27 protein-coding genes and 1 pseudogene are annotated in these 26,470 nt (G+C 42.8%); 9 read left to right on the top strand and 19 right to left on the bottom strand.

Features of this window, described 5'->3' with window-relative positions:
- Window positions 1-8: 8 nt before the first annotated feature.
- The 7 genes from sucA to cdaS all read right to left on the bottom strand — a co-directional run bounded on the left by sucA (window position 9) and on the right by cdaS (window position 10,355).
- Window positions 9-2,843 carry a 2-oxoglutarate dehydrogenase E1 component gene (sucA, locus tag CDO84_RS09575; protein WP_040082889.1) on the bottom strand — a complete coding sequence of 945 codons (2,835 nt, stop codon included), beginning with the start codon at window positions 2,841-2,843 and terminating at the stop codon, window positions 9-11.
- Window positions 2,844-3,071: 228 nt separating this feature from the next.
- Window positions 3,072-4,988, bottom strand: coding sequence for a vWA domain-containing protein (locus CDO84_RS09580; protein ID WP_014664274.1), 1,917 nt, complete (start codon window positions 4,986-4,988; stop codon window positions 3,072-3,074).
- A gap of 10 nt (window positions 4,989-4,998) precedes the next feature.
- Complete coding sequence (locus tag CDO84_RS09585) at window positions 4,999-5,913, bottom strand: AAA family ATPase (protein WP_080478239.1); 915 nt, start codon at window positions 5,911-5,913, stop codon at window positions 4,999-5,001.
- 63 nt (window positions 5,914-5,976) lie between these two features.
- Window positions 5,977-6,567, bottom strand: coding sequence for a superoxide dismutase family protein (locus CDO84_RS09590; protein ID WP_014664276.1), 591 nt, complete (start codon window positions 6,565-6,567; stop codon window positions 5,977-5,979).
- Window positions 6,568-6,660: 93 nt separating this feature from the next.
- The gene (gene cwlS / locus CDO84_RS09595; protein ID WP_040082888.1) at window positions 6,661-7,899 is read right to left on the bottom strand and encodes a D-gamma-glutamyl-meso-diaminopimelic acid endopeptidase CwlS; all 1,239 of its coding nucleotides are present in this window, start codon (window positions 7,897-7,899) and stop codon (window positions 6,661-6,663) included.
- A gap of 379 nt (window positions 7,900-8,278) precedes the next feature.
- Entirely contained in the window at window positions 8,279-9,496 is a 1,218-nt protein-coding gene (locus tag CDO84_RS09600) for a macrolide family glycosyltransferase (RefSeq protein ID WP_040082886.1), read from the bottom strand.
- Window positions 9,497-9,731: 235 nt separating this feature from the next.
- Entirely contained in the window at window positions 9,732-10,355 is a 624-nt protein-coding gene (cdaS, locus tag CDO84_RS09605) for a cyclic di-AMP synthase CdaS (RefSeq protein WP_082033042.1), read from the bottom strand.
- Between the two features lie 265 nt (window positions 10,356-10,620).
- Between cdaS and CDO84_RS09610 the strand changes: the two genes are divergently transcribed.
- Entirely contained in the window at window positions 10,621-11,979 is a 1,359-nt protein-coding gene (locus CDO84_RS09610) for an MATE family efflux transporter (RefSeq protein WP_040082884.1), read from the top strand.
- Between the two features lie 14 nt (window positions 11,980-11,993).
- Entirely contained in the window at window positions 11,994-12,842 is an 849-nt protein-coding gene (gene rsbRC, locus CDO84_RS09615) for an RsbT co-antagonist RsbRC (protein WP_014664282.1), read from the top strand.
- Between the two features lie 25 nt (window positions 12,843-12,867).
- Here the strand turns inward: rsbRC and bshB2 are convergent, their stop codons facing one another.
- The 4 genes from bshB2 to rarD form a co-directional block, all read right to left on the bottom strand.
- Window positions 12,868-13,533, bottom strand: coding sequence for a bacillithiol biosynthesis deacetylase BshB2 (gene bshB2 / locus CDO84_RS09620; RefSeq protein ID WP_040082883.1), 666 nt, complete (start codon window positions 13,531-13,533; stop codon window positions 12,868-12,870).
- Between the two features lie 18 nt (window positions 13,534-13,551).
- Window positions 13,552-13,902, bottom strand: a complete 351-nt coding sequence (locus CDO84_RS09625) for a YojF family protein (protein ID WP_003231213.1) — start codon at window positions 13,900-13,902, stop codon at window positions 13,552-13,554.
- Complete coding sequence (locus tag CDO84_RS09630; protein WP_040082881.1) at window positions 13,899-14,177, bottom strand: hypothetical protein; 279 nt, start codon at window positions 14,175-14,177, stop codon at window positions 13,899-13,901. Before CDO84_RS09630 ends, CDO84_RS09625 begins: the two co-directional genes overlap by 4 nt.
- Before the next feature lie 75 nt (window positions 14,178-14,252).
- A complete protein-coding gene (rarD, locus tag CDO84_RS09635) occupies window positions 14,253-15,149 on the bottom strand; it encodes an EamA family transporter RarD (RefSeq protein WP_040082880.1) in 897 nt (298 codons plus the stop codon).
- 98 nt (window positions 15,150-15,247) lie between these two features.
- Between rarD and gerT the strand changes: the two genes are divergently transcribed.
- Complete coding sequence (gerT, locus tag CDO84_RS09640) at window positions 15,248-15,721, top strand: Hsp20/alpha crystallin family protein (RefSeq protein WP_040082879.1); 474 nt, start codon at window positions 15,248-15,250, stop codon at window positions 15,719-15,721.
- 31 nt (window positions 15,722-15,752) lie between these two features.
- Here the strand turns inward: gerT and CDO84_RS09645 are convergent, their stop codons facing one another.
- The gene (locus tag CDO84_RS09645) at window positions 15,753-15,989 is read right to left on the bottom strand and encodes a hypothetical protein (protein ID WP_040082877.1); all 237 of its coding nucleotides are present in this window, start codon (window positions 15,987-15,989) and stop codon (window positions 15,753-15,755) included.
- Between the two features lie 86 nt (window positions 15,990-16,075).
- A pseudogene (locus CDO84_RS09650) lies at window positions 16,076-16,255 on the bottom strand (GntT/GntP/DsdX family permease); the annotation flags it as partial.
- A gap of 478 nt (window positions 16,256-16,733) precedes the next feature.
- Between CDO84_RS09650 and CDO84_RS09655 the strand changes: the two are divergent.
- The gene (locus CDO84_RS09655; RefSeq protein ID WP_040082874.1) at window positions 16,734-17,123 is read left to right on the top strand and encodes a tautomerase family protein; all 390 of its coding nucleotides are present in this window, start codon (window positions 16,734-16,736) and stop codon (window positions 17,121-17,123) included.
- 366 nt (window positions 17,124-17,489) lie between these two features.
- Here the strand turns inward: CDO84_RS09655 and yodB are convergent, their stop codons facing one another.
- Complete coding sequence (yodB, locus tag CDO84_RS09660) at window positions 17,490-17,828, bottom strand: transcriptional regulator YodB (protein WP_014664291.1); 339 nt, start codon at window positions 17,826-17,828, stop codon at window positions 17,490-17,492.
- A 129-nt stretch (window positions 17,829-17,957) separates the two neighbouring features.
- On the opposite strand from yodB, the gene CDO84_RS09665 reads away from it, so the two are divergent.
- Window positions 17,958-18,566, top strand: coding sequence for a nitroreductase family protein (locus tag CDO84_RS09665; protein ID WP_014664292.1), 609 nt, complete (start codon window positions 17,958-17,960; stop codon window positions 18,564-18,566).
- Between the two features lie 43 nt (window positions 18,567-18,609).
- On the opposite strand, the gene CDO84_RS09670 is transcribed toward CDO84_RS09665, so the two are convergent.
- A complete protein-coding gene (locus tag CDO84_RS09670; protein WP_040082873.1) occupies window positions 18,610-19,212 on the bottom strand; it encodes an alpha/beta hydrolase in 603 nt (200 codons plus the stop codon).
- Between the two features lie 14 nt (window positions 19,213-19,226).
- Window positions 19,227-20,138 carry a ring-cleaving dioxygenase gene (locus CDO84_RS09675; protein ID WP_040082871.1) on the bottom strand — a complete coding sequence of 304 codons (912 nt, stop codon included), beginning with the start codon at window positions 20,136-20,138 and terminating at the stop codon, window positions 19,227-19,229.
- Window positions 20,139-20,321: 183 nt separating this feature from the next.
- Here CDO84_RS09675 and CDO84_RS09680 point away from each other — a divergent pair, with 183 nt between their 5' ends.
- Both CDO84_RS09680 and CDO84_RS09685 read left to right on the top strand, forming a co-directional pair.
- Window positions 20,322-20,522 carry a DUF3311 domain-containing protein gene (locus CDO84_RS09680; RefSeq protein WP_014477095.1) on the top strand — a complete coding sequence of 67 codons (201 nt, stop codon included), beginning with the start codon at window positions 20,322-20,324 and terminating at the stop codon, window positions 20,520-20,522.
- On the top strand, window positions 20,522-22,012 hold the full coding sequence (locus CDO84_RS09685; RefSeq protein ID WP_040082870.1) for a sodium:solute symporter family protein: 1,491 nt from the start codon (window positions 20,522-20,524) through the stop codon (window positions 22,010-22,012). The genes CDO84_RS09680 and CDO84_RS09685 overlap by 1 nt, the downstream gene beginning before the upstream one ends.
- A gap of 33 nt (window positions 22,013-22,045) precedes the next feature.
- Here CDO84_RS09685 and ctpA read toward each other — a convergent pair whose 3' ends face one another.
- Window positions 22,046-23,446: a carboxy-terminal processing protease CtpA gene (ctpA, locus tag CDO84_RS09690; RefSeq protein WP_040082868.1), complete on the bottom strand. Its 1,401-nt coding sequence runs from the start codon at window positions 23,444-23,446 to the stop codon at window positions 22,046-22,048.
- Between the two features lie 152 nt (window positions 23,447-23,598).
- Here ctpA and CDO84_RS09695 point away from each other — a divergent pair, with 152 nt between their 5' ends.
- Window positions 23,599-24,300 carry a class I SAM-dependent methyltransferase gene (locus tag CDO84_RS09695; RefSeq protein WP_014664296.1) on the top strand — a complete coding sequence of 234 codons (702 nt, stop codon included), beginning with the start codon at window positions 23,599-23,601 and terminating at the stop codon, window positions 24,298-24,300.
- Window positions 24,301-24,386: 86 nt separating this feature from the next.
- Window positions 24,387-24,638 (top strand): hypothetical protein, encoded by a 252-nt coding sequence (locus tag CDO84_RS09700; protein WP_014664297.1) that lies wholly within the window; start codon window positions 24,387-24,389, stop codon window positions 24,636-24,638.
- An 80-nt stretch (window positions 24,639-24,718) separates the two neighbouring features.
- Here the strand turns inward: CDO84_RS09700 and ldcB are convergent, their stop codons facing one another.
- Together ldcB and deoD are read right to left on the bottom strand one after the other, a co-directional pair.
- Complete coding sequence (gene ldcB / locus CDO84_RS09705) at window positions 24,719-25,540, bottom strand: LD-carboxypeptidase LdcB (protein WP_014664298.1); 822 nt, start codon at window positions 25,538-25,540, stop codon at window positions 24,719-24,721.
- A gap of 82 nt (window positions 25,541-25,622) precedes the next feature.
- Window positions 25,623-26,324, bottom strand: a complete 702-nt coding sequence (gene deoD / locus CDO84_RS09710; protein WP_003241589.1) for a purine-nucleoside phosphorylase — start codon at window positions 26,322-26,324, stop codon at window positions 25,623-25,625.
- Between the last annotated feature and the right edge of the window lie 146 nt (window positions 26,325-26,470).

Genomic DNA, 26,470 nt, shown 5'->3' on the forward strand with positions numbered 1-26,470 from the left:
TTTCCCCCTTAGTTTTTGCGAGTCAAGCTATCAGATACAATACGTTCCTGTTCTTTTTTATGAACTGTCGGATCTCCCTCTGCAGGGCTGGACCGTCTTCTTCGTCCAATATATTGAACGCTTACTCCCTCTGGTGCAATCTCTGTCAAATACGGGCTGATATAACTCCAAGCTCCCATGTTCTGCGGCTCTTCCTGCACCCAAACGATTTCTTTCAGGTTCGGAAGTTTTGCAAATAATTCTTTGACTCCTTTTGCCGGGAATGGATACAGCTGTTCAATTCTCGCAATGTGAAGCCACTCTTTACCGTCTTCTAGCTTATTAAAATGATCACTAATGTCTATTGACACTTTACCGCTGGATAACACAAGTCTGGTTACTTTTTCATAGTCATGAGAAAGCCCCGACTGTTCATAAACAGGCTGGAAGCGGCTTTCGCTTAGCTCCTGCACTTCCGACACTGTATTTGGGTTGCGAAGAAGGCTTTTCGGCGTCATAATGACGAGCGGTCTGATTTCTTCACGAAGCAGCATCTTAGCCTGTCTTCTTAAAATATGGAAATACTGTGCCGCGCTTGTCAGGTTGGCAACCGTCCAGTTGTTCTCCGCGGCAAGCTGCAGGAACCGCTCGATTCTTCCGCTTGAATGCTCAGGCCCCTGTCCCTCGTAACCGTGCGGAAGCAGCATGACTAATCCGGATTTTTGGCCCCATTTTGCGCGTCCGGCAGAAATAAATTGGTCAAAATACACTTGAGCAGCGTTGGCAAAATCTCCGTACTGCGCTTCCCATAACACAAGCGTTTCTGGTGAATGAACGTTATAGCCGTATTCAAACCCGAGAACTGATCCTTCCGACAGCGGGCTGTTATGAACGGCAAATGATGTGCTGCAGTCAGATAAGTGATGAAGCGGCACAAATTCTTCGCCCGTCTCACTGTCATGAAGCACAAGGTTTCTTTGGGCAAACGTTCCGCGCTCGGAATCCTGTCCTGTTAAACGAATCGGTGTTCCGTCTTTCAAAATCGAAGCAAACGCAAGTGATTCTGCCAAAGACCATTCCACTTTTCTGTCATCATCAAACGCCTTGGCGCGTCTTTCTAAAATGCGCTTTAGCTTGCCGAAAACATTAAATGACTCCGGCCAGTTGATCAATTCGCCATTCAGCTTGCGAAGCACATCAAAATCAATCGATGTGTCCACATCAGGGAAACCGTTTGATACAGGCTCTGGAAGTTCAATTTCACAGGCGATATGTTCCTTTTTAGACGGTACTTTCTGATAAGCGTCCTCAATGCGCTTCGTTACCGATTTTTCGATATTTTGAACGACTTCCTCGGTAAGCACACCTTCTTTTACGAGTTTTTCAGCGAAAATTTGTTTGACGGTCGGATGCTTTCTGACAGCATCATACAGCATTGGCTGAGTGGTTGACGGCTCATCCATTTCGTTGTGTCCATAGCGTCTGTACCCGATCAAGTCAATCAGGAAATCCTTGTTGAATGTTTTTCGGTATTCGACTGCAAACTTCACAGCAGAAAGACAAGCTTCTGGGTCATCCGCATTCACGTGAACAATCGGAATTTCATAGCCCTTTGCCAAGTCGCTGGCATATTTTGTCGATCTGGATTCAGCGCTTTCTGTTGTGAATCCGATCATATTATTGGCGATAATATGAATCGCACCGCCTACTTGATACCCTTTTAAGGAGCTTAAATTCAATGTTTCAGCGACGATTCCTTCCCCAGGGAATGCAGCGTCTCCATGAATTAAAATGGCAAGCGATTTTGTTTCGTCTTGCACTGGATATCCGCTTTGTGTTCGCGTTTCCTGTGCCGCTCTTGTGCTGCCTTCAACAATCGGATTGATAAATTCCAAGTGGCTCGGGTTGTTTGCTAACGTAATTCGCGCTGATTTTGTTTCAGCGTCTTGAAGCTCCCGATTCGCCCCCAAATGGTATTTGACATCCCCTGTCCAGCCGTAGCTGATCCCAATTGATCCCTCAGACGGAACAAGATCTTTGTTCGGCGCATGCTGGAATTCGGAGAAGATGATTTCATACGGCTTGCCAAGCACATGTGCCAAGACATTCAGGCGTCCCCTATGCGCCATCCCGATGTTGACGCTTGTCGTTCCTGATTTGACAGATTGTGCAATAATGTCATCAAGCACTGGAACAAGAGCGTCCAGACCCTCAATGGAAAAGCGCTTCTGTCCGACGAATGTGCGGTGCAAAAACTGCTCAAAGCCCTCTACTTCTGTCAGTCTTTCCAACACAGCTGACAGCTTTTCATCTGAGTTCTTCTGGAACAGCTCGCCAGATTCAATCATCTTTGTCAGCCATTCGCGCTCTTTGAAGTCATGCACATGGTCAAATTCAAATGAGATGGTTCTTTTATACGTATTTCGTAAATACTGAATGGCTTCTAAACCGTTCGTAATGTTTTTAGGAGCGTCTTTACAGATGACTGACGCAGGTATTGCTTTTATTTCCTCTTCTGTTAGCCCGTAATCGGATAATGGAAAAAGTTCACTCTTTTTCCCATCCTTTCTGAGCGGATTGACGGAAGCGTTTAAATGGCCATAGGTTCGGATATCTTCTGCAAGTCTGACTGCGGATGCGATCTTTTGAATCAGATCGGCTGTAACACGTCCCTTTTCTTTTGTTCCCGAGGCCTCTTTTAACTCGCTTGGCGGAGCACCGAGCTCGTCGAACATTTCCTTCAAATCCGGGTCAATGCTGTCCGGATCCTGGGTATATTGATCGTAAAGCTCCAGCGCATAGCCGAGGTTCGGACCGTAAAAATCTTCCCAATTCATTCGTTGTTTCATACTATTTTGAAACATTTGAATATTACCCCCAACTTAGATAATCAAGTGATTGATTCACTATCTTGAAATAACTTTCGAACGCTGTGTCCAAAATTATGTAATAAAAACGCTTCCAACGATATTTTACCACTGTTTGCAATTTGATTCTACCTTGATTGTTCACAAAATAGTAAAAAACCTTTATAAAAAACAAAAAATTTAATCATTCGAAAAAAGAAACGCCAAAAAGCATAGGATTAAGGGCTATCCTATGCTTTTATGAAGCAGTTTTTTCAGCAGCGGATACAGAACATCCGGTAACTGATCAACATCCGGGACAAATATACTGAATTTTCCGTACATATCCTGAATTGTCTTCATTTGCGATTCTTCTATTTCTGAGTTGGAGAGAAAAACATTTATCACTTCTATTCCTCTTTTTCGAGCTTCGATAACCGCCTCACTTGTATCGACGATTCCGTTTTGTTCGTAGCCAAATGCAGCCGGCTCTCCATCTGAGAAAACAATTAAAAACTTTTGCGCCTCGCTGCGCTGCAGCATTTTTTTTGTCATCTGGCGGATCGCGTACCCGTCACGGTTATCTTCCTCTGGCTCAAGCTGCATAATTGCCGGCCCAGATTCTTGTCTTAATGATGATTGGAAGGGAATAACCGTATTGAAATAGTTTGGCTGGCTTGTTTCGGTCGCATCATTTGTGTCTTCCCAGAAGCCGACAATCTGATGCGGAACCGCTACCGATTTCAACGCTTCGTGAAAGAGCACGATTCCTCGTTTTGTTTCGTCCATTTTGTCGAACATGCTGGCTGAACAGTCCACCAGTAATGTAAAAACAGCGTCGATTTCTGAAGATGGTTCTTGCTTTTTATAAAACAGGCGCGGATTTCGCTCAGTGAAATACCGGAGAAGCTTATTGTTCAGTCTCCCTGCATGAAGGTCTGTTCTTGGCAATGTTTTTTTATGCTCCAGCGTTTTTTGAATCATTTGTTTCAAACGCTTTTGATATGACTCAATCGTTTTTGCCTGCTGTTTATAAGAAAGCTCTTCTTCGTTTGTTGCCGGCTGCGGTTCTTTATAAATTGGGAATGCGTATTTATTTTCTTTGCCGTCAGCCATACCCGCTCCATTCGGCTGATCTTTTTGGGATTCCAGCGCTTCCAGCTTGGAATAGTCTTTCCGTTTCGTTTGTCTGGCTGATCCTTGAACAGAGCCAAGGGCCTGATCTCCATCGTCGCCTTCCCTTGCTGCATCTTTTCCTAAATCCGATTTTGCGCCGTGCTCAATATCAAATTGAAGAAAACTTTTAGACGGTGCTTCTGTTTCCCTGTGCCATGTCGGCATTTCTTCTTCATGAATATCCTCATCACCGTCTGATTGTTTTGGAAGCGTAATGTCATCACTCAGCTTCGGCGCTTTTTTCTCTTCTTCGAATAACGGCTGATCAGCAGCTTTTGCATAATCCAGCTCCGGCAAAAAAAAGTAAGTGTTGAGCATATCTTTATCGAGCACCTCTTCAAGCCCGTCCATGAGGTCCTCCACAATTTTCAGAACCTGCCGTGTCGAATCTGCTTCATACACAAGCAAGAGCTGCTGCTCAATAAATGGGCGCATCAGATCGATATCTTCACGCATGGACGGAAGGGTCTCAAGCGGTGATTCCGCAGTGAGCTTGACATAGATCGCGCAAAAGAGCGCATCCGTAAAAATGCTTCGTTCCAAATTTAAGGTGAGCTGGGTTGAGAAATGTTTTCTGTACATGTCTTTTCGTTTTGCAAATACATGTTTCGTACCCGGGCGCTCACGTTTGATGCATTCTTCGATCCTGATGTCTTCAAGCAGCATAAACAGCTGCTTGGCAAAACTTTTGAATGTAAGGCGGCGATGGATATCACTCAAAAAGTTCGCGAACTCATGCAGCGAGCTATATCTTGTTCCGACTGAACGCAGGTAGACGTCGCTTTTCAGCCCCGCTTCCATGTCCTCAGCTGCCCTGTCTTTCCAAAAGTGGCTCATATAGATTTTCTTTTCGAATGGATTGTAATAGGACTGAACGCCATACTCTACTTCTACCGCTTCACTCTTGGTGAGTGTTTTGGCCAAATCAGCCAGCATCATAAATAAAAACGAATCAATCGTGCTGTCGTTAAATTTGATAAATTTCATCGCAGCCCCCTCATTCAAACAGAGTTTCTGCAATATTTCGGACGGCGGCTTTTTCCCGGTCATCATCAAGCTTTTCTACAATTCCCCGCTCAATGGCACGGCGCGGCGGAATATAAGCGGCTAAATCACATGTATCGATTAAAGCTCTGATGGATGCCGCTTCTTCAGACACCTGTCCGTTATTGGCCTGAACAATCAAATCAGAGGAAAGCGTAATAAATCTGTCAATCAATTTCTCGTCTTTCAAGGCTGACTGAGACATAAGCACTTGTTTCAGCAGCTCGCCTTTAATATAAGGCACATCAATGATGACAAAACGGTTTTTCAAAGCTTCATTTAGAGGAACAGTTCCGACATAGCCTTCATTGATGGCTGCAATGACTCCGAAACCGCCTTTAGCCCGTATGACCTCGCCTGTAAACGGATTTGTCATCATTTTTCTGTAATCTAAAACACCGTTTAAAATAGGCAGTGTTTCCGGCTTCGCCATATTGATTTCATCTATATAAAGAAAATGTCCTTCCTTCATTGCCTTTGTAACAGGCCCTGAAACAAACTCGATTGTCGCCTGGCCAGATTGATTTTCAATCGTTTTATAGCCGACCAATGCCTCGGCGTCCAAGTCGACTGAACAGTTGACGCTGTGCATCGGTTTATGAAAATAGCTGGACAATGTTTCAGCCAGCTTTGTTTTCCCTGAGCCTGTAGGCCCTTTCAGCAGGACATTTTTTCCCATGGCTAATGCAATAATGGCATCGAATAAAATGGCTTCATCCTCCGCCTCATAGCCTGATGTTCCGATGAGCGATTGAAACTCTGGGGAAATTGGCTGATCTTTATATGATAATAGCTTTTGTTGTATATCTTCCGGCAATGTTAAGTGCTGTAGTTGAGTTGTCATAGACAGATTCCCTTTCCTATTCATATTCCATTAACGAGTATACTAAAAAAGCCCCTGTATGCTCAATACAAAAGGGCTTGGATGATATTACTGCTTCTCGTTATTTCCCAAAAGGGCTCCGCAGACAATACGCGCACCAGAATTGCCGCTTGGGTTTGTCAAATAGTCGTCGGCTTGCTCATGAATAATAAACGCACTCCCGTCTCCGTCGAGAATATTTAGTTTACTTCCTTTTTTCAATGAGGTGTCAGGCGCATTCATAATGACATCTACCTTTCCATCAGCACCGACTTCAAGGTTCGGCAGATCTCCGGCATGATGCCCCATCGGATTGTTGAAGCCATGTTCTTTGTTCAGCGGATTAAAGGGACCGCCCGCTGATTCAAAATCCGGCCTGACACAAGAACCTTTCTCATAAATATGAAAACCGAGGGAAGCCCCTGGACGCAGGCTGTTTGCAGAAATGTGAATATCGAGGCCTTCATCATCTGATTCTTTGATCTCTATGAAACCGACTGCTTTCCCATCACGATTGACCAGCTGGACGTGGTGACCAAACGCTGACGTTTCAACCACCTTTTTTTCCGGCACCCGATTAGGCGGGTCTGGAGGTTTTTTTTGTCCGCATCCCGCAACTCCCAGTGCCGTCAGCATTATCAACAGCAAGAGACGGTACATACTGTCTCCCCCTTGTTTTTTTCTAACAGTGTGGTCAATCATTGTCTGATATAAACAAAAAAGCCTGTAAAAGGCTTTTTGCCATGCTCATTTTTAAAAATAACTTCGTGCGCCCAAGTATCGTTGTTTCCAATACGAATTGCTGAGATTGGAAATGTCGACGCCCGATGAGCTTGCATGAATAAAATCACCGCCGCCTAGATAAATCCCCATGTGAGACGGGCCGGATTTATATGTGGTAAAGAAGACAAAGTCTCCTACTGACGGCCGGCTTACTTTCTGCATGACATTCCAATATCCTGCCGTACTCAATCTTGATATAGATGATACATTATTAATGAGGTAATAAATGAAGCCGCTGCAATCAAAACCGGCAGGCGTGTTTCCGCCCCATCGGTACGGCACTCCGACATATTTTTTCGCTTCCGTTATCATTCTGTCAATCTTCGAGCCTATTTGAATGTTTGACCCTGAGTTATCTTTTGGCTTTGTTGGCTTTGTCGGATTAGATTTTGATGTTCCCGAAATAGTCAGAACCTGCCCGATTTGCAGCACATCCGATGATAAATTGTTTTTATCACGGATGCTTTGGACAGTGACTCCAAGCTGATTTGCAATTTTCCACAGTGAATCGCCTGCTTTTACCTTGTACGTCGTTGTTTTTGGGGAATTGGCGTTTGGCGGCTTCTTGGAACCGCTGTTTCCGCTCTTAGGTGAGCTGCTTCCTTTTATTTTGAGCACCTGTTTAGGATAAAGCGTATCTGATGTTAAGCCATTTAATGTTTTCAATTCAGCTACAGTCATATTTAAGCTGTTTGCGATTTTCCACAGTGAGTCACCGAGCTTAACTGTATATGTACTTTTTGAAGAACCTGAAGAATTGGAACCGCTGTTTTTCTTTGATCCATTTGATCCGCTTGAACTGCTTGTCCCTTTGATCTTAAGCTTTTGCCCCGGACGAATCAGGTCACTGCTCAGGCCGTTTAAGCTTTTAAGCTCAGATACACTCATTTTATGATTTTTAGCAATCATCCATAGGGAATCACCATAGGCAACTGTGTATGTTGACGTTTTGCTTGAGTTAGACGAGGATGTCGTGCTTTTTTTGCTGCCGCTTTCAGGAACTTTAAGGCTTTGTCCGACGTAAAGCACCGTTGATTTCAATTTGTTTTCGGATTTCAGAGCTGATATTGTCGTATCATACTGGCGGGAAAGTTTCCAAAGAGAGTCACCGCTTTTTACTTTTATCGTTTTTGCTTCCGCGGGTGCTGCGGCCATCGACGACCCAACAACTGCAGAAACAGCCAAGCCGGCTACAATTTTCTTTTTCATTCATTCAACCTCCTAAACTGTTTTTTGGCAAAAACAGCTAGTATTTTGTTTCCAAAAATGGCATACAACTGTTTTATCGTCAATTTTTCAGCAAGTTAAACCCTTTTTCAAACATTTGGCAGCATTTTCAGCATCATTCGACCTTTAAACCTTCAAATAAACATCTAACATTTTACATAAACACGATATGTTTTTCGAAAGTCTAAGGAACTATTTAAGTGAGGGTAAAAATGATGGTTTTCTATTGATGAATGAAGCAGATTTTCCTCCTTTCTTGTCTGTTTTTCTTATCATTCTCTATCGATCTGCCAAATCCCTTCCTCTGCATTCTTATGAAAAGGCAAAAAGCCTGTTCTTTCGATAAGAACAGGTTTTTACACTATGCATTTGCTGATTGAGTTTTTTGTTTTACAGCTTCAAGAATGCTGTCGGCCGCTTTTTTAGAGCCGCCTGCCGCTTTCAGTGATTGTCCAATTTCTTTTGCTTTTTCAGCATACGTGCGATTGTTCATCACTTCTTGAATCGTCTCTTTCAGCAGACTTTCAGATAATTCTTCCTTTTTAATTACTTTTCCTGCGCCGACTTTTTCCACCTGATCTGCGACCACGAATTGGTCACCTCCCATCGGTATGACAACAAGTGGTGTTTCAAAATACAAACCTTCACTTGTGCTGTTCATCCCGCCGTGGGTCACAAATAAGCTGGCTCTTTTCAGGATCTCAAGCTGAGGAACATACGGGCGTACAATGAAATTTTCAGGAATTTCGTTTAACTCATTTGCTTTAATATGTTTGCCGATGGAATGCACAACTTTACCATCAAAGTCTTTACACACTTCAAGGCATTGATTAAAAAACTGCTTTTGATTGTTAAAAATGGTTCCCATTGAAATAAACAGCACGTTTTCATTGTCAATTTGATCAAATGGGAAATCATTGTTTCCGGCTCTTTCTGTAATGGAAGGGCCGACAAAAACATACCGCTCACCGAATTGCTCAGCCATTGGCTGAAATCCCCTTGATGTAAAGACAATCGTCAAGTCACCATCAGCTAAAAAAACATCAAATGGCTTTTTGATCTCTGCTTGAAAATCAGTATTTAAAGCTTCTACAAGCTGCTGATATGATTCATAATGAGGCGAATCTTCAAGTGACCCTTTCATGTACGCTCCCATCATTTCTTTAGCAAATTCCTCATTCATCGCAAAGGTTGTACACAATGAAAATCTCGGCAGCTTCAGCAAGTTGGCAATGACTTTACCCGCGAGAAGATGGTGATCATAGATGACATAATCATACGATTCATGTTTGACTTCCTCATAAATATGAGTCGCAATATCTTTACAGCTTTTCAAAAAAGCGCAGATCATTTCAGTAAAGTCTCTTTCTTCATCACCGGTTGCGTTTTTGCCGAAGTAATCCCCCCTGAAATCATGAAACTCACGAAACTCAATATCAAGTGCTGTGATTTTATCTTTATATTCCTTCACTGCGTAGTACGTAATGTTTTCCCCCCGGGATTTCAGCTCCTTCATCACACCGATAGAGGGATTAATATGCCCTTCACCGGGAAAACCGATCATTAATACATTAGCCATGCGGCAGCACCCTTCCTTTGAAAATTTATGTAATATTTCATACGGTACTATAAATACATAAACAGGTAAAGTATTTCACTTAATTAATATTAATAACATATAACTTTTCTACCACTTTATATTTTCTGTCTTCAAGACAAAAAGCATTCAGCTTGAAGCGAATGCTTTAATAAAGATGCGAATTCAGTCATTTTGTCTCATGGCAGGATTCTAAATCAGGCCATTTTCATTATTTTTACGTTCTTGGTGAAATTAACGGATATAATACACCGTCTTTGGCAAACGACATCTTCCCTGTCTCCTCTGAAACCACAAGCACAAGCGCATCCGTATAGCCCGACATACCGAGAGCCGCCCGGTGCCGGGTTCCCAAATGGATATCCACTTCCTTCGTCGTCAGCGGGAGCACATTGGCTGCTGACACAAGCTTGTTTTCTCTCACCAATAAAGCACCGTCATGAAGAGGGTTTCCGGGGAAAAAGATGCTTTCAATTAATGATGAGCTGATCTCGGCATGAAGAGCGGTGCCTTTTTGAATATAATGTTCAACTGGATCCGCTCTTTCAATCACAATTAAGGCGCCGTGCTTATGCTCCGATAAGGCTTTAATCGCCTTGGCCAGCTCTATGAATGCCGGCGTAAACTCCTCAATGTATGATTGCAAATAAAAAGATGATGCAATCCCCTGCATATCCTGAAAAATGTGCCCTAACTCATCTAATTCACAAAGAAGGCACTGGTCTTTTTCATGAAGCGTTTTCAAAATTAACGATGCATCCCCTAATATTTGCTCTAAGTACACCTGTATTTTCCCTTTGAATGCATTTTCTGATATCTGTTCATAACGCATAGCCTTCATCTCCTGTTCAAATTTCCAACTTTTCACGAATGCTTATCTTATTGATGCACATTCTATAGGGAAAGGAGGGATGTAAAGAATGGAAATCGAAAGAATCATTCAGTATATTTGCACCTTTTTAGGCGTGATTTCGCTTTCTTTTATTTATGCCCAAATGTTTAGAAAAACGAAACCGACAAAAAAAGAATAGGCCAGGCGTTCATTGCTTTTTATACATAAAATGTTATAATTTCTCTCGTTATGAAAAAGAAACGGGGATCAATGTATGAAAGAAACTCAAAACGCCCGGGAAAAAATCAAACAGCTCTTGCACATTTTAATCCCGATATTCATTACCCAGGCGGGGCTTTCTCTAATGACTTTTCTAGATACGGTGATGTCAGGGAAAGTCAGCCCCGCTGATTTAGCGGGTGTCGCGATTGGCTCAAGCCTTTGGACCCCTGTTTACACAGGACTGGCAGGTATATTAATGGCGGTCACCCCGATTGTCGCTCAGTTATTAGGCGCCGAGAAAAAACAGAAGATTCCTTTTACTGTTTTACAAGCTGTATACGTGGCCGCGCTTCTTAGCATCGCCGTTTTAGTGATTGGATATGCTGCAGTTGACCTTATTCTTGGCCGATTGAACCTTGATATTCACGTGCATCAGATTGCTAAACACTTTTTAGGCTTTTTATCACTGGGAATTTTCCCTTTATTTGTTTACACCGTGTTGAGATCATTCATCGACTCATTAGGAAAAACGAGAGTCACAATGATGATTACACTCAGTTCTCTTCCAATCAATTTTGTATTGAATTATGTATTTATCTTCGGGAAATTCGGCATGCCGGCACTTGGCGGCGTCGGCGCAGGGCTGGCATCCGCGCTTACTTATTGGTGTATCTGCGTTTTCAGTTTTTTCATTATCCATAAAAACGCACCGTTTTCTGAATACGGGATTTTCCTTACGAAGTATAAGTTCTCTTGGGAAGCATGCAAAAATCTACTCAAAATCGGCTTGCCTATTGGGTTCGCTGTATTTTTTGAAACGAGCATTTTCGCAGCTGTTACGCTTCTAATGAGCCATTTTCATACAGTGACCATCGCGTCCCACCAGGCAGCCATGAATTTTGCGTCTCTTCTATATATGCTGCCGCTCAGCGTGTCCATGGCTTTAACAATTGTAGTCGGGTTTGAAGCGGGTGCAGCCCGATTTAGAGATGCACGCTCATATAGCTTAATCGGCATCATGATGGCGATCGGCTTTTCTTTGTTCACAGCCGCCTGTATCCTGTTATTCAGAGAACAAATTGCGGGCATGTACACTTCTGACCCCGATGTGCTCAGGCTGACACAGCACTTTTTAATTTATGCGCTGTTTTTTCAGCTTTCCGATGCTGTGGCCGCACCGATCCAAGGAGCGCTCAGGGGGTACAAAGATGTGAACTATACGCTTGTAGCTGCTTTTGTCTCTTACTGGATCATTGGCCTTCCGATCGGTTATATGGTCGGTACATTTACAAGCCTGGGTGCATTCGGCTATTGGATTGGATTAATCGCAGGACTCGCCGCCGGAGCAGTTGGGCTGTTTTTCAGGCTGGCAAAACTGCAAAAACGTTATTCGCAAAAACAATACATGTAAAAGAGGTGTCAATCATGGCAAAAAACAACAAATTATACGAGTATCTTTCTCAGCATGCGGAGACCATCAGTTCAACATGGTATGAAACAATTGAGGAGACTGATCCAAATTCCATTTATGCATCAACAGACCCTGCTGTCGTTCACAATTTAAAAAGCCAGAACCTCGCCTTCAATTATAAGATCAATCGTATTTTCATAGATGATGAGGAAGTATACCTGCCTATCCTGAAAGAATGGGCCTTTGAAGTGACACAGGATCCTGAGCATTTAAAGACTCCTATCCACTATATTATTCGTGAGTTTGTCAGAGTGAGAGATTTATATGTTTCCTATGTGAAAGAATTTGTCCATCTCAATCAGGATACTGTGAAAGGCGAAGAAGCTGAAGACCTGTATCATTCCCTTATCAAAGCGTTTGATCTTGTGATCCATATTTTTATAGAAGAAATGTACAAAAACACAAGCCTTCAGCTGCAGGCCCAAAAAGATATGATTACTGAATTGAGCGCGCCGGTCATTGTGCTTTTTCACAGCGTCGGGCTGCTGCCTTTAATCGGAGATATTGATACGGTTCGCGCCAAACTAATTATGGAAAACACTCTGCATCAATGTGCGGAGAAAAAAGTGACACAGCTGTATATTGATTTGTCAGGGGTAGCAATTATTGATACGATGGTTGCCCACCAGCTGTTCAGTTTAATTGAGGCGCTGCGTTTAATCGGTGTTTCTTCAACTTTGTCGGGAATCCGTCCGGAAATCGCGCAAACAGCGGTTCAGCTAGGTCTGTCTTTCGATGACATTTCCTTAAGATCCACCCTCGCTTCAGCAATTGCATCAGACTTAAAATTAAAAAAGGTATAAGGCTTAAGGCCTTATACCTTTTTGATTAATCATTCCATTGATACGTCCAATATATTTCTTCTTCAAACCATGTTGCCATAACAGGTTCATTATTTTTTAATTTCTCTTCAAGCTCTCTGAGCATACCTTCTGTTTGTGTACGGTGAGCTCTTAACGCATTCATTTTAATATCAGCTACTTCTTTGATATCAAGTACCACATCAGCTTCGCCGAGAATCTCTTCTCTGTTGCGGGTAATAGCCATGCAGATTGTACGCGGACGGTCTTCTTTCTTTTTGCGGTACAATGCACGGATAACCGCTTCCCCGCATGCATCATGGTCAGGGTGCACACCGTGTCCGGGATAAAATGTGACAATTAAACTTGGTTTTACATCATCTATGATCTCTTCCATAATATCAGCTAAATACTCATCATCTTCAAATTCGAGCGTTTTGTCACGGAGTCCAAGCATACGAAGGTCATTGATATCCATTTCTTTGCAAGCGTTGATGAGCTCTTGTTTTCTTAGCAGCGGCAACGTTTCCCGATTCGCGAAAAATGGATCGCCCATATTTCTGCCCATTTCACCTAAAGTGGCACAAGCATACGTAACGGGAATGTCTTTTTTTCTGTTTAAGGCAATGAGGCCTGCCACTCCATATGATTCATCATCAGGGTGAGGCAGGATTACTAGTACATGTTCTTTCATTATTATTCACCCTTTTCTTTAAACTGTGAACGGTTTTTCACTGATTTGCAGAGAAATAGCCAGTTTACCGCCCGGCAGGTGTCCCGCCATTAATAAACGGTTTTCTTCATCTACCGTGTATTCAGTCAAGCCTTCAGCATAAATCCAGCCTTCTTCTGTTTTCAAGCCAACGCGGTAAGGTCCATTGCCTTTGATTTTTGCCTGATGATAAGTGACTTTTGCATTGCGGATATATGCAACAACCGTCATGTTCTTTTCATTTAAATGCGCTGAATAAGAACCTGTGGTAGTTTCTAAATGGATATATACAGGGCGGTCCGCATATCGTTCTAAAGATGCTTGCACATCTTCTTTTATGATTGCTTTCATGATTGCTCCCCTCTTTCTTCTTTTAAATACTCTGCACGTTTTGTATGTAATTTGACCAGCTGATATTTCACAGCCGGTTCGAGCTGTGAATTCACGATGCGCTGAATTGCGGCAAAATATTTTTCCAGCATCGGTTTTCGGAGTCTTGGATGTGTACGTTTATCCAAAAGCTCAAGATCAATCGCCTCTGCTACCGCTTCTGCGTCATCATGTGCGAGAGATCGGTTATTCCAAAGTGAAGCGTAGGCTTTCACTATCTCTTTATCATTGTCCATCGTCTTGCTCCTTTATGTCTTACATACATGAAATGATTATACATAATATATGCATCAGCTGAAAAGCCAAAGGCCTCAATGGCTTTTTGACGCCCGTTTCCACTTCACTTGTGAAAACGTAAACAAGAGCAGCGCAGCCCATATACAGCTGAATGTAAAAGCCTTCGAGCTTGAAAATGGCTCATGGTAAACAAACAGCCCGATCAGCAGAGTAATGGTTGGCGCAATATATTGTAAGATACCGACTTGGTACAGCGGCAGCCGTTTCGCTCCTTCCGCAAACAATAAAAGCGGCAATGCCGTAAACACACCGGCCAAAAAGAGAAGCAGCCACGTCCCTCCGCTTTCTGCACCCGCTGGCTGAGCATGTCCGCTGAACAGTAAATATCCCAATGCAATCGGCATAATCATGAATGTTTCCAGCGTTAAACCGATGGCGCTTGGCAGGCTTGTTCTTTTTTTGCTTAACCCGTACAGTCCAAAGCTGAATGCGAGCAGAAGCGCGACATAAGGAATGGAGCCGTATTGGAACGCCGAGATAATGACGCCGGCCGCCGCAATCGAAACGGCCACTAATTGCAGGCGATTCAGTTTTTCCTTTAAAAATATAATCCCAAGGAGTACTGATACAAGCGGATTAATGTAATAACCAAGACTAGCCTCAAGCAAAAAGCCATGATTGACAGCCCATATGTAAACAAACCAGTTAATCGAAATCAGGATAGAAGCGAGAAATAAAGAAAGAATTCCTCCGTTCTTTTTCAAAGAGCGCAGCTCCTGCCATCCTATTTTCCATTGGCGCAAGAAAAAAAGTACGATACACATAAAAACAAAAGACCATATAATACGATGAGCCAAAATATCAAGAGCCGGCAGCTGTTCGAGAAGCTTCCAATAAAGCGGAAACAGCCCCCACATGATAAAGGAAACGGCTGTGTAAAGAACGCCTTTTTTTGTTTCTGCATGTTGCATTGATATCCCTGCCTTTCTTTAGAGCATCTTATATTATATCACGTGAAAGATCTGGCGGGCATATACTATTTTGTCCGTGAAGAAAGGATGTGAAAACAATGTTTGAGTGGAACAAGTACTTTCCTTTCCACAATCAATTTTCTAAAGAAGCATTAAAAAAAGCTGATCCGAAAGAAGTTGAAACGTATGTCAATCGTGTGATGGAAAGTGTGTTCGGCAGTGATTATGCGGCTCAATTTCCTTTCCGCGATCCTCTCCCCCAAAAAGAACAGCCCGCCAAACCTGATGCAAAATCTGATGTCAAACCTGATATTGATATATTCGAAACAGCAGACCATGTGTTTGTAAAGGTACCAATCGGCGAAGAACAGCTGGAACATGTGAGAATTAAACACACATCTCACGAATTATGGTTGGAAAACTTCCCAAGGTCAGATCATCCGAAAAAAGTAAACCTTCCTTGTTTAGTCAAACGCAAAGGAACAAAAGCCGTCTATAAGGATGGCCTTCTGGAAGTCATGTTTCAGAAGCAGCAAGACTACAATATGTCTGAGGTAGAAATCATCCGATAAAAAACGGCCTGCAAAATGCAGGCCGTTTTTATTAATAGAAGCCGGCATATCCCCCATATGGCACGCCGGCACCAAAACCGTACGGTCCGCCTCCGTATCCATAAGGGCCAGGCGGATAAGCATAGGGACGAGAATAGTTAAACAGGGCACTCCCAAGAAAACCGCCTAATAAACCGCCGACTAAAGGAGCGCCAAACAAAAAAGGACTACGCGCCGGGTATCCGGCTGGACCGAGATTCCCGCGATAATACGAATGATGAGGGTACAAGATTTTTCCTCCTTTATGTCTGCCTATACGTAAGGTATTCAATAAAGAAGAAAAACGATTGGGCTATAGACTGAATCTATAGATTGTTACACAACAAGCCCTGCCAATAACACACAGCCGAGCCCTGTAACGGAAAGAACTGTTGTAAGCAGCGTCCAGGTTTGAAATGTTTCTTTCAGGCTCAAACCGAAAAATTCCTTTACCATCCAAAATCCTGCATCATTTACATGACACGCAATGACACTGCCCGCTCCGGTTAGGGCAATGCCAATGATAAAAGAGGCAATCACAACCGCCGTCTGTATACTTTTATTCCTGAATTTGTAAATCACCGTAATAGCAATCCGGTAGCACTCCGGCAGCTACAATTAAAATCGGCATGGTGTCCCCCTCCAAAAGTATTTGATATGATCTCGCGATGTTTCAGCGCTTTTCATTCCTGGATAAACAGAAATCGTTTTCATTAATATCTAAAAAACGTCTTGGTTAAATGATTGTCACCTTTTGGTTAACTAATATTTTCATACTAATCTCCTAATCAATGACTGTCAATCGTTTTTACGAGTTTGTCTCGATTACCTATCGCCTATCAAATGATTAATTAGTTATATGTTGATTAACTATTGGTTATGTGTTATGTTTTTTTAAAGTTGATTGCCAATCAATAATTCTATCCATTGTCTGAAAGCAACTGAACCAATATGAAAACAGACGGATAACAACTTCACAAGAGGAGGCGTTCACATGCCATTATTGCGCTTTGATGTAATTGAAGGACGTGACGAAAAATCGCTGCAATTGTTATTAGATACTGCTCACCAAGCAATGGTTGAAGCATTTGGTGTTCCGGAAAGAGACCGTTACCAAATAGTCCACCAGCATCCTGCAAACGAGCTTATGATCCAGGATACAGGATTAGGATTGCAAAGAAGCAAAGATCTGGTCATTATCAGTATGACAAGCAAAGCAAGAACAGAGAGCCAAAAGGAAAAATTGTATGCCCTGCTTGCTGAAAAGCTAGAAGAAAAATGCGGAATCTCCCCTGAAGACCTCATGGTATCTATTACTGAGAATGGTGACGCAGACTGGAGTTTCGGTCTCGGTGAGGCTCAATTTTTGAATGGAAAACTATAAGATTTCGCTTCTTCATAAAAAAAGAGAGAGCTCAAAAGAGCTCTCTCTTCTTACGGAACCAGAATGAAATCATCCTGCAAAACGAGGTGCCTGGATCTTTTTTGAAATCCAGTCTCTATGCCAATTGGAAACTGCTGGCGGTTAGCATTCCGCATTGTAATTTGCATAACAGGGTAAACCACAACAGGCTGCACGCTGTAACTTATGGGTTATTTCTTATTTTAAGCATACTCCCTTCTACATGACACGTTTGCAAATCCCGAAATGCCATTCTGACAAATATAAAAGGTCATGTAAACGGGTGTGAACCGACACTTACATGACTCATCATTGAAACAAAAGCTCTTTTTTCAGACGCTAATTTCCTTATTTCTCTTCTTCGCACACTGTGTCACCAGGCTCGCAAAATTGATCTGCCCATGCCTGCATCTCTTGGAATACAGCTTGAAGCGCTGTCCCTTTTTCAGTCAGCGTGTAGATGACCTTGACCGGCGTTTCAGGGAGAACCTGCCGTTCGACAATCTCGTTTTGTTCAAGCTCTTTCAGGCGCTCCGCCAACATTTTTTGGCTGATCATCGGTATTGTTTCCGTTATCTCTTTAAACCGTTTCGGCCCATCCATAAGCACATGGATGATCAGACCGTTCCATCGTTTTCCCAGCAATGAGAAAGCGGTTTCCATTTTAGGGCACATTGTATTTCCCACAAGTCCTCATCCCTTCATCTATTGATTGACATGTATTCAATGATCCATTACAATAATCTTTCAAGTTACATTTAGTAAGCTTCTAACTTTTCTATTATCATACCACGTTTATCCGAAGGAGGAAACACTATGACGAATACTCTGGATGTTTTAAAAGCACGAGCATCTGTAAAGGAATATGATACAAATGCCCCGATCTCTAAGGAAGAGCTGACTGAGCTATTGGATCTTGCCGCTAAAGCACCTTCAGCTTGGAACCTTCAGCATTGGCATTTTACAGTATTCCACAGCGATGAATCAAAAGCGGCACTTCTTCCTGTAGCGTATAATCAAAAACAAATCGTTGAGTCTTCCGCTGTTGTTGCCATTTTAGGCGATTTAAAGGCAAATGAAAACGGTGAAGAAGTTTACGCTGAATTAGCAAGCCAAGGCTATATTACAGATGAAATCAAACAGACTTTGCTCGGCCAAATCAACGGTGCCTACCAAAGCGAGCAATTCGCACGTGATTCCGCTTTCTTAAATGCTTCTTTAGCTGCTATGCAGCTTATGATTGCCGCAAAAGCAAAAGGCTATGATACTTGCGCAATCGGCGGATTTAACAAAGAGCAGTTCCAAAAGCAGTTTGATATCAGTGAACGCTATGTTCCTGTTATGCTTATTTCAATCGGCAAAGCAGTAAAACCTGCCCATCAAAGCAACCGCCTGCCGCTTTCAAAAGTGTCAACTTGGCTGTAAGGATATGAAAAACCTTAGTCCGACATACGGACTAAGGTTTTTTTTATACAATCGCTTCTTTGTACCATTCACGGGCCTGTTCAGCTTCATGCTGAGTCAGTTGATGGCCCCCGTCCTGCCAGAAAACGGAGGCTGATGCTCCGCTGTCACGTAAATAGCGGTAAAGCTCTTCTGATTCTTCCTTCGTGCAGAGAGGGTCATATTTCCCAGCACCGATAAAAACGGGAAGCCCGGCCATATCAGGCAGCTCGATACCGCGAATCGGAACCATTGGATGATGCAGAATAGCTCCTTTTAACACATCTTTATAATGAAAAAGCAGGCTTGCCGCAATATTTGCACCGTTTGAATAACCGACTGCAATCACTCGGCTGCGATCAAATTGATGCGTGTCTGCAGCCTCGTCGATAAAATCTTTCAATTCTCTTGTCCGCACCACAAGATCCTTTTCATCAAAAACCCCTTCACTCAGACGTTTGAAAAATCGCGGCATTCCATTTTCAAGCACTGATCCTCTGACACCAAGCAAATGGGCATGAGGGTCTATAAACCGGCCCAATGAAAGCAGATCGTGTTCATTTCCGCCTGTGCCATGCAACAGCAAAAGTACGTTTTCAGATGTCCCTTTTTCATAAATATGCTTCATCATAAATTCCCCCTTTAAAGTTCAGGCAAAATGTCTGTAATTTGTTGTCTATGTTTCTCCAGCCAATCAGGCAGTTTTAAGGAAGTCCCCAGCTTATCAAATGATTCATCTGTCATAAAACCCGGTTCATCTGTGGCGATTTCAAATAAGATACCGCCTTTCTCTCTGAAATAAACGGATGTAAAGTATTCCCTGTCAAGGATTTCTGACGCAGGCAGATGGTGTTCAGCAATAATCGGCAGCCATTTCGCCTGTTCCTCTTTCTTTGTCCGAAACGCTACATGGTGTACCGTCCCATAACCTCCCACCCCTCTTTTTTCAGGATGTAAATGAACGTCAATGACGCCGCCGACAGCTGCTGAGGATGTCAGCCTGACAATCTGATCTTCTTCGTCCACTTTGATATATCCAAAGCTTTCCGTTAACAATTGTATGGTTGCCTGCGGGTCGTAGGAATACAGCAGCACGCCTTTCATTCCCGTAATTGCTTCATTTGTTGTGATCCCATCAGGCGTCCACTCGCTTTTGCTGCTTTTCGCATCCTCCATGATCGCCAGCGGAAGGTCTTCTGTATCATCAAAAATAAGGCCCTTTTCACCGAATAACGTCTTTTCCTCTAGGTTCAGCCCGTTTTTCTCAAGACGCTCCTTCCAAAAAGACAGGGAGCCTGCAGGAACTGAAAAGTACACCCGGCCCGCTTGGCCTTTGCCGACCGTTCCCTGTCCGCTTCCTTGGAACGGGAAAAAGGTCATTATTGTGCCGGGATCTCCATTTTGATTCCCAAAGTAAAAATGATACGTTCCGGGATCATCAAAGTTTACTGTTTTTTTAACAAGCCTGAGCCCAAGCACTTCTGTATAAAATCGCAAGTTTTCCTGCGGATCTCTCGCAAATGCTGTGACATGGTGCAATCCTTCTGTTTTCATTTTCTCACTCCTATTTATCTCGATTTCAAGATATTTATCATTTTAAACCTTTATTGAAAAGGATGCAAACCATGTGTTTTGATTAAATAATTGAAAAAATCATTTTTTTCTAATAATTATCTTGTGATCTTATCTTACAACTGCTATTATAGTGAGCATTATCATGTTTCAGGAGGAAAGTAAATGGTTAAAAAAGCACTTATTGTTATTCTTATTCTTTTGCCATTCGTTCAGCTCGCGCTTTTGCCGCTTGTGAATCGAATAGAACCGATTATGTTCGGCCTGCCGTTTTTCCACTTTTGGCTGCTGTTGTGGATTATCATTACGCCGTTATGCTCGTTTGGCATTTATCAGATGCAAAAAAAAGATGGAGGACTTGAATAATGCAAGGGAATCTGACTGCACTTCTTATTACAGCTATTATCGTCTTAACCGTTGTCTGTATCGGGTTTCTTGCCGGAAGAGACAAATCCTCACGCACTTCTGTGGAAGAATGGTCTGTCGGCGGCAGGCGCTTCGGCGGTCTTCTCGTCTGGTTTTTAGTAGGAGCTGACCTCTATACGGCCTATACGTTCTTGGGGTTAACCAGTACGGCTTTTACAGGGGGAAGCGTTGCATTTTTCGCCATTCCCTACTCTGTGTTGGCCTACTTTATTGCCTACTTCTTCCTGCCTAAACTTTGGAAAGTTGCGAAAATTCATAAATTAACAACACTCGCGGATTACGCTCGGGAACGTTTTAACAGTAAGCTTTTGGCAAGCCTTGTTGCCATCGTCGGGGTACTCATGCTTATTCCGTACATATGCCTTCAGCTGAGCGGCATTCAAGACACGCTTCAGGTTGCCGGCACCGGATATATTAATGTGAAATTCGTTGTAATCATTTCATTTATTCTCGTTGCTCTTTATACATTCTTCAGCGGGATTAAAGGGCCTACATATACAGCTATCATTAAAGACATTTTAGTATGGGTCATTATGCTGTTTATGGTGGTGTCTCTCCCTCTCATTCATTTTAACGGCTGGACGCCAATGATTGACACGTTAGTGAAGGAAGCGCCGCAAATGCTGACGATACCGGCAGAAGGGCCAAAAGGCATTCCTTGGTTTATCACAGCATCTATTGTTTCCGCCTTGGCACTTTTTATGTGGGCACACGCCGCTACAGGCGTTTTTACAGCGAAAAGCGCCGATGCAGTAAGAAAAAACAGCATGTTTTTGCCGCTTTACAATATTGTGTTAATTTTGGTCATTTTTCTTGGATTTATCGCCTTTCTTGTTCTGCCGGAAGATACAAATCCAAGACTGGCGCTGCTGCATTTGATTCAAACATCTTACGGCGGCGTGGCACAAGGTTTTGCATATGCCACGATTGCTCTTGCTTCATTGATCCCTTGTTCCATCATGGCAATCGGGGCATCAAATTTGTTCGCCAATAACTTGTACCGCGACTTGATTCATCCGACTGTGTCTCAAAGCAAGCTGACCCTCGTCACACGTTCAATGGTGTTTGTTGTCATCGGCCTTGCGCTTCTGTTTGGAATGCTGTTTCCGACTGCTTTAGTGACACTTCAGCTATTAGGCGTATCCGGTATGGTGCAAATTTTCCCTGCGATTGCTGTCAGCCTGTTCTGGAAAAACCAAACGAAAGAAGCGACGGTTATCGGATTATTAGCCGGTCTTGCGGTAACGTTTATTGTGTACACCACTCAGTCCGCACATGGCATTTATGAAGGATTCTGGGGACTGGCCGCTAACATGATCGCTGTGGTTATTCTGAATCCGCTGTTCGTTAAAAAAGCGGGATCCAATCCTGTCATTGAAGGTTTATTTGGCAAAAAACAAGACGCTAACCCGAATCAAAAAGGTGCATAAAAAAACCATACGCGGCAGCCGCGTATGGTTTTTTTACATTTCTTTTTTTAGTGTTTCAATTGCCTTTTCCATTTGCGTATCATTATTTGACAGCTTCTTTTGAAGTTCTGTCATTAATTTCGTTGTTGTATCGCCAGTCAATACGCCTGTTTCTTTCAGTTTCTCTTTTTTCTGGAACTGTTTGACGACAGATACAAAATCCTGGTCATACGTACCGGTAACCTTTACCTTGTAACCAAGTGCTTTGAGCATTTTCTGGGCCACTTTAACGTTTGTGCCTGAATCACCTGATTTGTACGTTTTATCTGCGTCCAAATACGGCAGCTTCGCGTAATCAGGCAGCTCTGCTTTCACTTGAGGTTTGATGCCTTTTTTGTGAATCCATTCACCGTCAGCAGTCAGCCATTTGGCGACTGTCAGTTTGACGGTAGAGCCATCATCATATTCTTTTGCCGTTTGCACTGTGCCTTTGCCGAATGTCGTTTCACCGATTAACGGTATGTTTGACGATTCATGAAGGGCAGCGGACATAATTTCGGCGGCGCTTGCTGTACCGTCATTTACCAAAACGACGGTCGGTTTGGTCACTTTACGTTCTTTTTCAGCCTTCATGACTTCTTTTGAACCGTTTTTGTATTCAACCTGCATGATGTTTTTCCCTTTATCAATGAACAGGTTGCTCATCGTAATCGCTTGTTCCATTAAGCCGCCCGGGTTGCCTCTCAAGTCTAAAATATAGCCTTTGGCGCCTTTTTTCTCTAAACTGTCAATCGCATTTGTCAGCTCTTTAGCTGTTGTTTCAGAGAAAGAAGTGATTTGAATTTCTCCGATTTTGTTGTCTTTCATCTCTGAATAGACAGTTTCTACAGGAATGGTATCGCGTTTAATGGAAAGATCGATATGACCCACTCCCGCTCTGTTCAGCTCAAGCTTCACCTTTGTGCCCTTTTTGCCTCGGATTAAAGCAACGGCCTCATTTACATTCATGCCTTTAACGCTTTTTCCATTCACTTTTAGGATTTGGTCCCTTGGTTTAATACCGGCTTTTTCAGCAGGTGAACCTTTAATTGGTGATACAATAAGGATTTCTCCGTCTTTCTCCTCCACTTGGGCACCGATTCCTTCAAAAGATGCAGAAATCGTTTCGTCGAATGATTTCGCTTGCTCTTGATCCATATATGTGGAATACGGATCATCCAGAGATTGAATCATTCCTTTAATTGCTCCGTCTACTAATTTGTCATCATCTGTTTTTTGGTAATAATCACTCTTGATTTGCTCATACGCTTTATTTAATTTGTCGAACTTGCTGTCTCCTGTGCTTGCTGATTTTTGGCCCAGGATACTGGAATTGCCCGTAATAAATAAAGTAAGCGCTGAAGCGACAACCGCAGTGATCAGCACAATAAAAAACAGTTTTAATTGCCGTTTCAATTAAACACCACCTTTTTCTTCTTACATTATTATCATGGACGAATTCTTATTCGTCAACTCGGAGCAGAAATGAGAGAGAAACGCCCTTCTTTTGCTTTTCATAAACCTATGTCTTTATACGACATATGATAAAGAAAAAGGAGGATTCGATATTGAGCCGATATTTAGAAATGCTGTCCTTATTCGGTGTCGCAGGAGCGCACCCAGGCGGGCTGGCTTTTTCAAAAGCAGTCTTGCAAAAGGCTGCGCCCTCCCCGGATCAGCCGATACTTGATGCTGGATGCGGAACAGGGCAAACAGCGGCTTATTTAGGACATTTGCTGTATCCTGTGACAGTCGTTGATAAAGATCCTATCATGCTTGAAAAAGCGAAAAAAAGATTTGCAAATGAAGGGCTTGCCATCCCTGCATATCAGGCGGAGCTGGAACATCTCCCGTTTTCTTCTGAATCCTTTTCCTGCGTCCTGTCAGAGTCGGTCCTCAGTTTTTCACGCCTGACTTCCTCTCTTCAAGAAATTTCAAGAGTTTTAAAACCTGGCGGGATGCTGATTGGTATTGAAGCAGCTTTAAAAAAACCGATGCCCCCTGCAGAAAAGAATCAAATGATGGATTTTTACGGATTTACTTGCTTGCATGAAGAAAGCGAATGGCATAAACTCTTAAGATCTTATGGCTTTCAAAAAACGGAAGCGATGACACTGCTTCCAGAAGACATGGAATTTGAACCAACCACAGAAATGGATTTATCGCAAACGATCGCCCCCATCTATTACGATACGCTTCAAACACACTATCAGCTCATGCAAATATATAGTGAGTACATGGGTCATTGTATTTTTATCGCGTATAAGTAAAACGGCGTATCGCCCCCTATTTTCGTCCAACCTTTTTTTCCTATCTATCATATGCTGATAGAAAGTCAGTATAGGAGGGAACAATATTGGAGAGATATTACCATCTTTGCCGTAACCATCAAGGTAAAGTCGTCAGAATTACAGAGAGAGGCGGAAGAGTTCACGTCGGCAGAATTACCCGTGTAACAAGAGACAGAGTTTTTATTGCTCCGGTCGGCGCAGGGCCAAGAGGTTTCGGTTACGGATATTGGGGCGGTTATTGGGGATATGGAGCGGCTTACGGGATTTCCCTCGGTTTAATTGCAGGAGTGGCTCTGGCTGGTTTATTCTTCTGGTAAATAGAGAATCATAGTCAGATCAATGCTAGATTACCGAATACAAGTAAGCCCGCTTATCAATGGTAAGCGGGCTATCTCTTTTAGATTTTTTTCACTTTTTCAAAGTACTCTTCCAGCGTTAAATCATTATCATGCATGACTTTCGCGGCCTTTTTGCCTACATAGCGCAGGTGCCATGGCTCATATTCATATTTCGTAATATCTTCTTTATTTTTCGGATAGCGAATGACAAAGCCATACTTATAAGCATTGTCCTGCACCCATTTCCCATCGGCCGTGCTACCGAAGGCTTCATTTAGCTCAAAGCCATTGCTTCGGCTGGAAATGTCCATCGCAAGGCCTGTTTGGTGCTCACTTTCACCTGGATAAGCAACCGCTTCTCTTGCCTTCTTTTCTCCTTTAAGGCTTACTTCATTGTCGAAAATGACTTTCTGTCTGTCATACGCACGGTATCCTGAGACAGCCGCCAGTTCATAGCCTTCCTTTTTCGCAGCATCGAACATCGTTTTTAACGCATCTGCCGCTTCCTTTCTGATATAACGTTTTTGAATCTTTTCTTCAAAAGAAAACTCCACATCAGGTATGACAAGATCGCTAGGTTCATAGTTTCCGGGCAGCGCGTATTGTTTATTGACAAGCGCGAGTATATTTTCTGGATTTTGAATGGTTTCCAGACCGTCCACTTTTTTAATATCATTGAAATACTTGCTTTCCAATGAAAACTCACTGTCCTGGGTGTTTGTTTTTTTGCTGTCAGCTGTTTTTTGTTCTGCTTGCTTTGTTTCTGCTGTGGTTTTCGTATCCTTTTGAGCATCTCCATTTGACATGCTGCAGCCGGCTCCGACTATTGCCGTTACACTCAGAGCGGCAGCCAGTGAGAACCATTTACCGGACTTTTTCATATTACATTACCTTCCTTTTATCAATCGTTTCCGCATTCATAAAGAAGAGGCTGCCGGCACCCAGCACGCCTCTTGATTTATTTTATTGTGATACGGAATGTAAAGCCACTTCTATCATATCATGAAATGTGGTTTGACGCTCTTCCGCTGTCGTTTCTTCTCCTGTTAATACGTGATCACTCACGGTGAGAATTGACAGCGCTTTTCTTCCGTGCTTCGCTGCTAATGTATACAATGCAGTGGTTTCCATTTCAACACCCAGCACACCGTATTTTGCAAGCTTTTCAATTTGTGAATCGTCATTGTAGAACTGGTCAGCAGTAAATACGCTTCCTACAGTCACCGGCACGCCTTTATCCTTTGCGGCATCATAGGCATTTTTTAAAAGCTCGAAATCTGCACAAGGCGCAAAATCAATGCTTCCGAAAGCGACTCTGTTCATTTGTGAATCAGTTGAGGAGGTCATCGCTAAAATGACATCTCGCACTTTGACATCTTTACGGATAGCGCCGCAAGAACCTACTCTTATTAGATTCTGCACATCGTAGCTTTGAATTAATTCATTCACATAAATTGAAATAGACGGAACGCCCATTCCCGTGCCTTGCACTGAGATTTTTTTGCCTTTATATGTACCGGTAAACCCATACATGCCTCTGACTTCATTGTAGCATTCTACATTTTCAAGATACGTTTCTGCAATGAATTTTGCTCTGAGAGGATCACCCGGCAAAAGCACAGTATCCGCAATTTGTCCCTTTTCAGCACCTATATGTACGCTCATCTCATATCCTCCTGTAAATCTAAATTATCATCCAGCCCGTCCATTTTACAACGAATGTCATGATGAAACAAACTTCAGCATTGATTATAAAGGAATATGCAGAAAAAAGAAATGTTCGGGGATCTGTTAGGCGCTTTCTGAGAAAA

It is taken from the genome of Bacillus sp. MD-5 (genome assembly GCF_002201875.1).
Lineage (GTDB): Bacteria > Bacillota > Bacilli > Bacillales > Bacillaceae > Bacillus > Bacillus stercoris.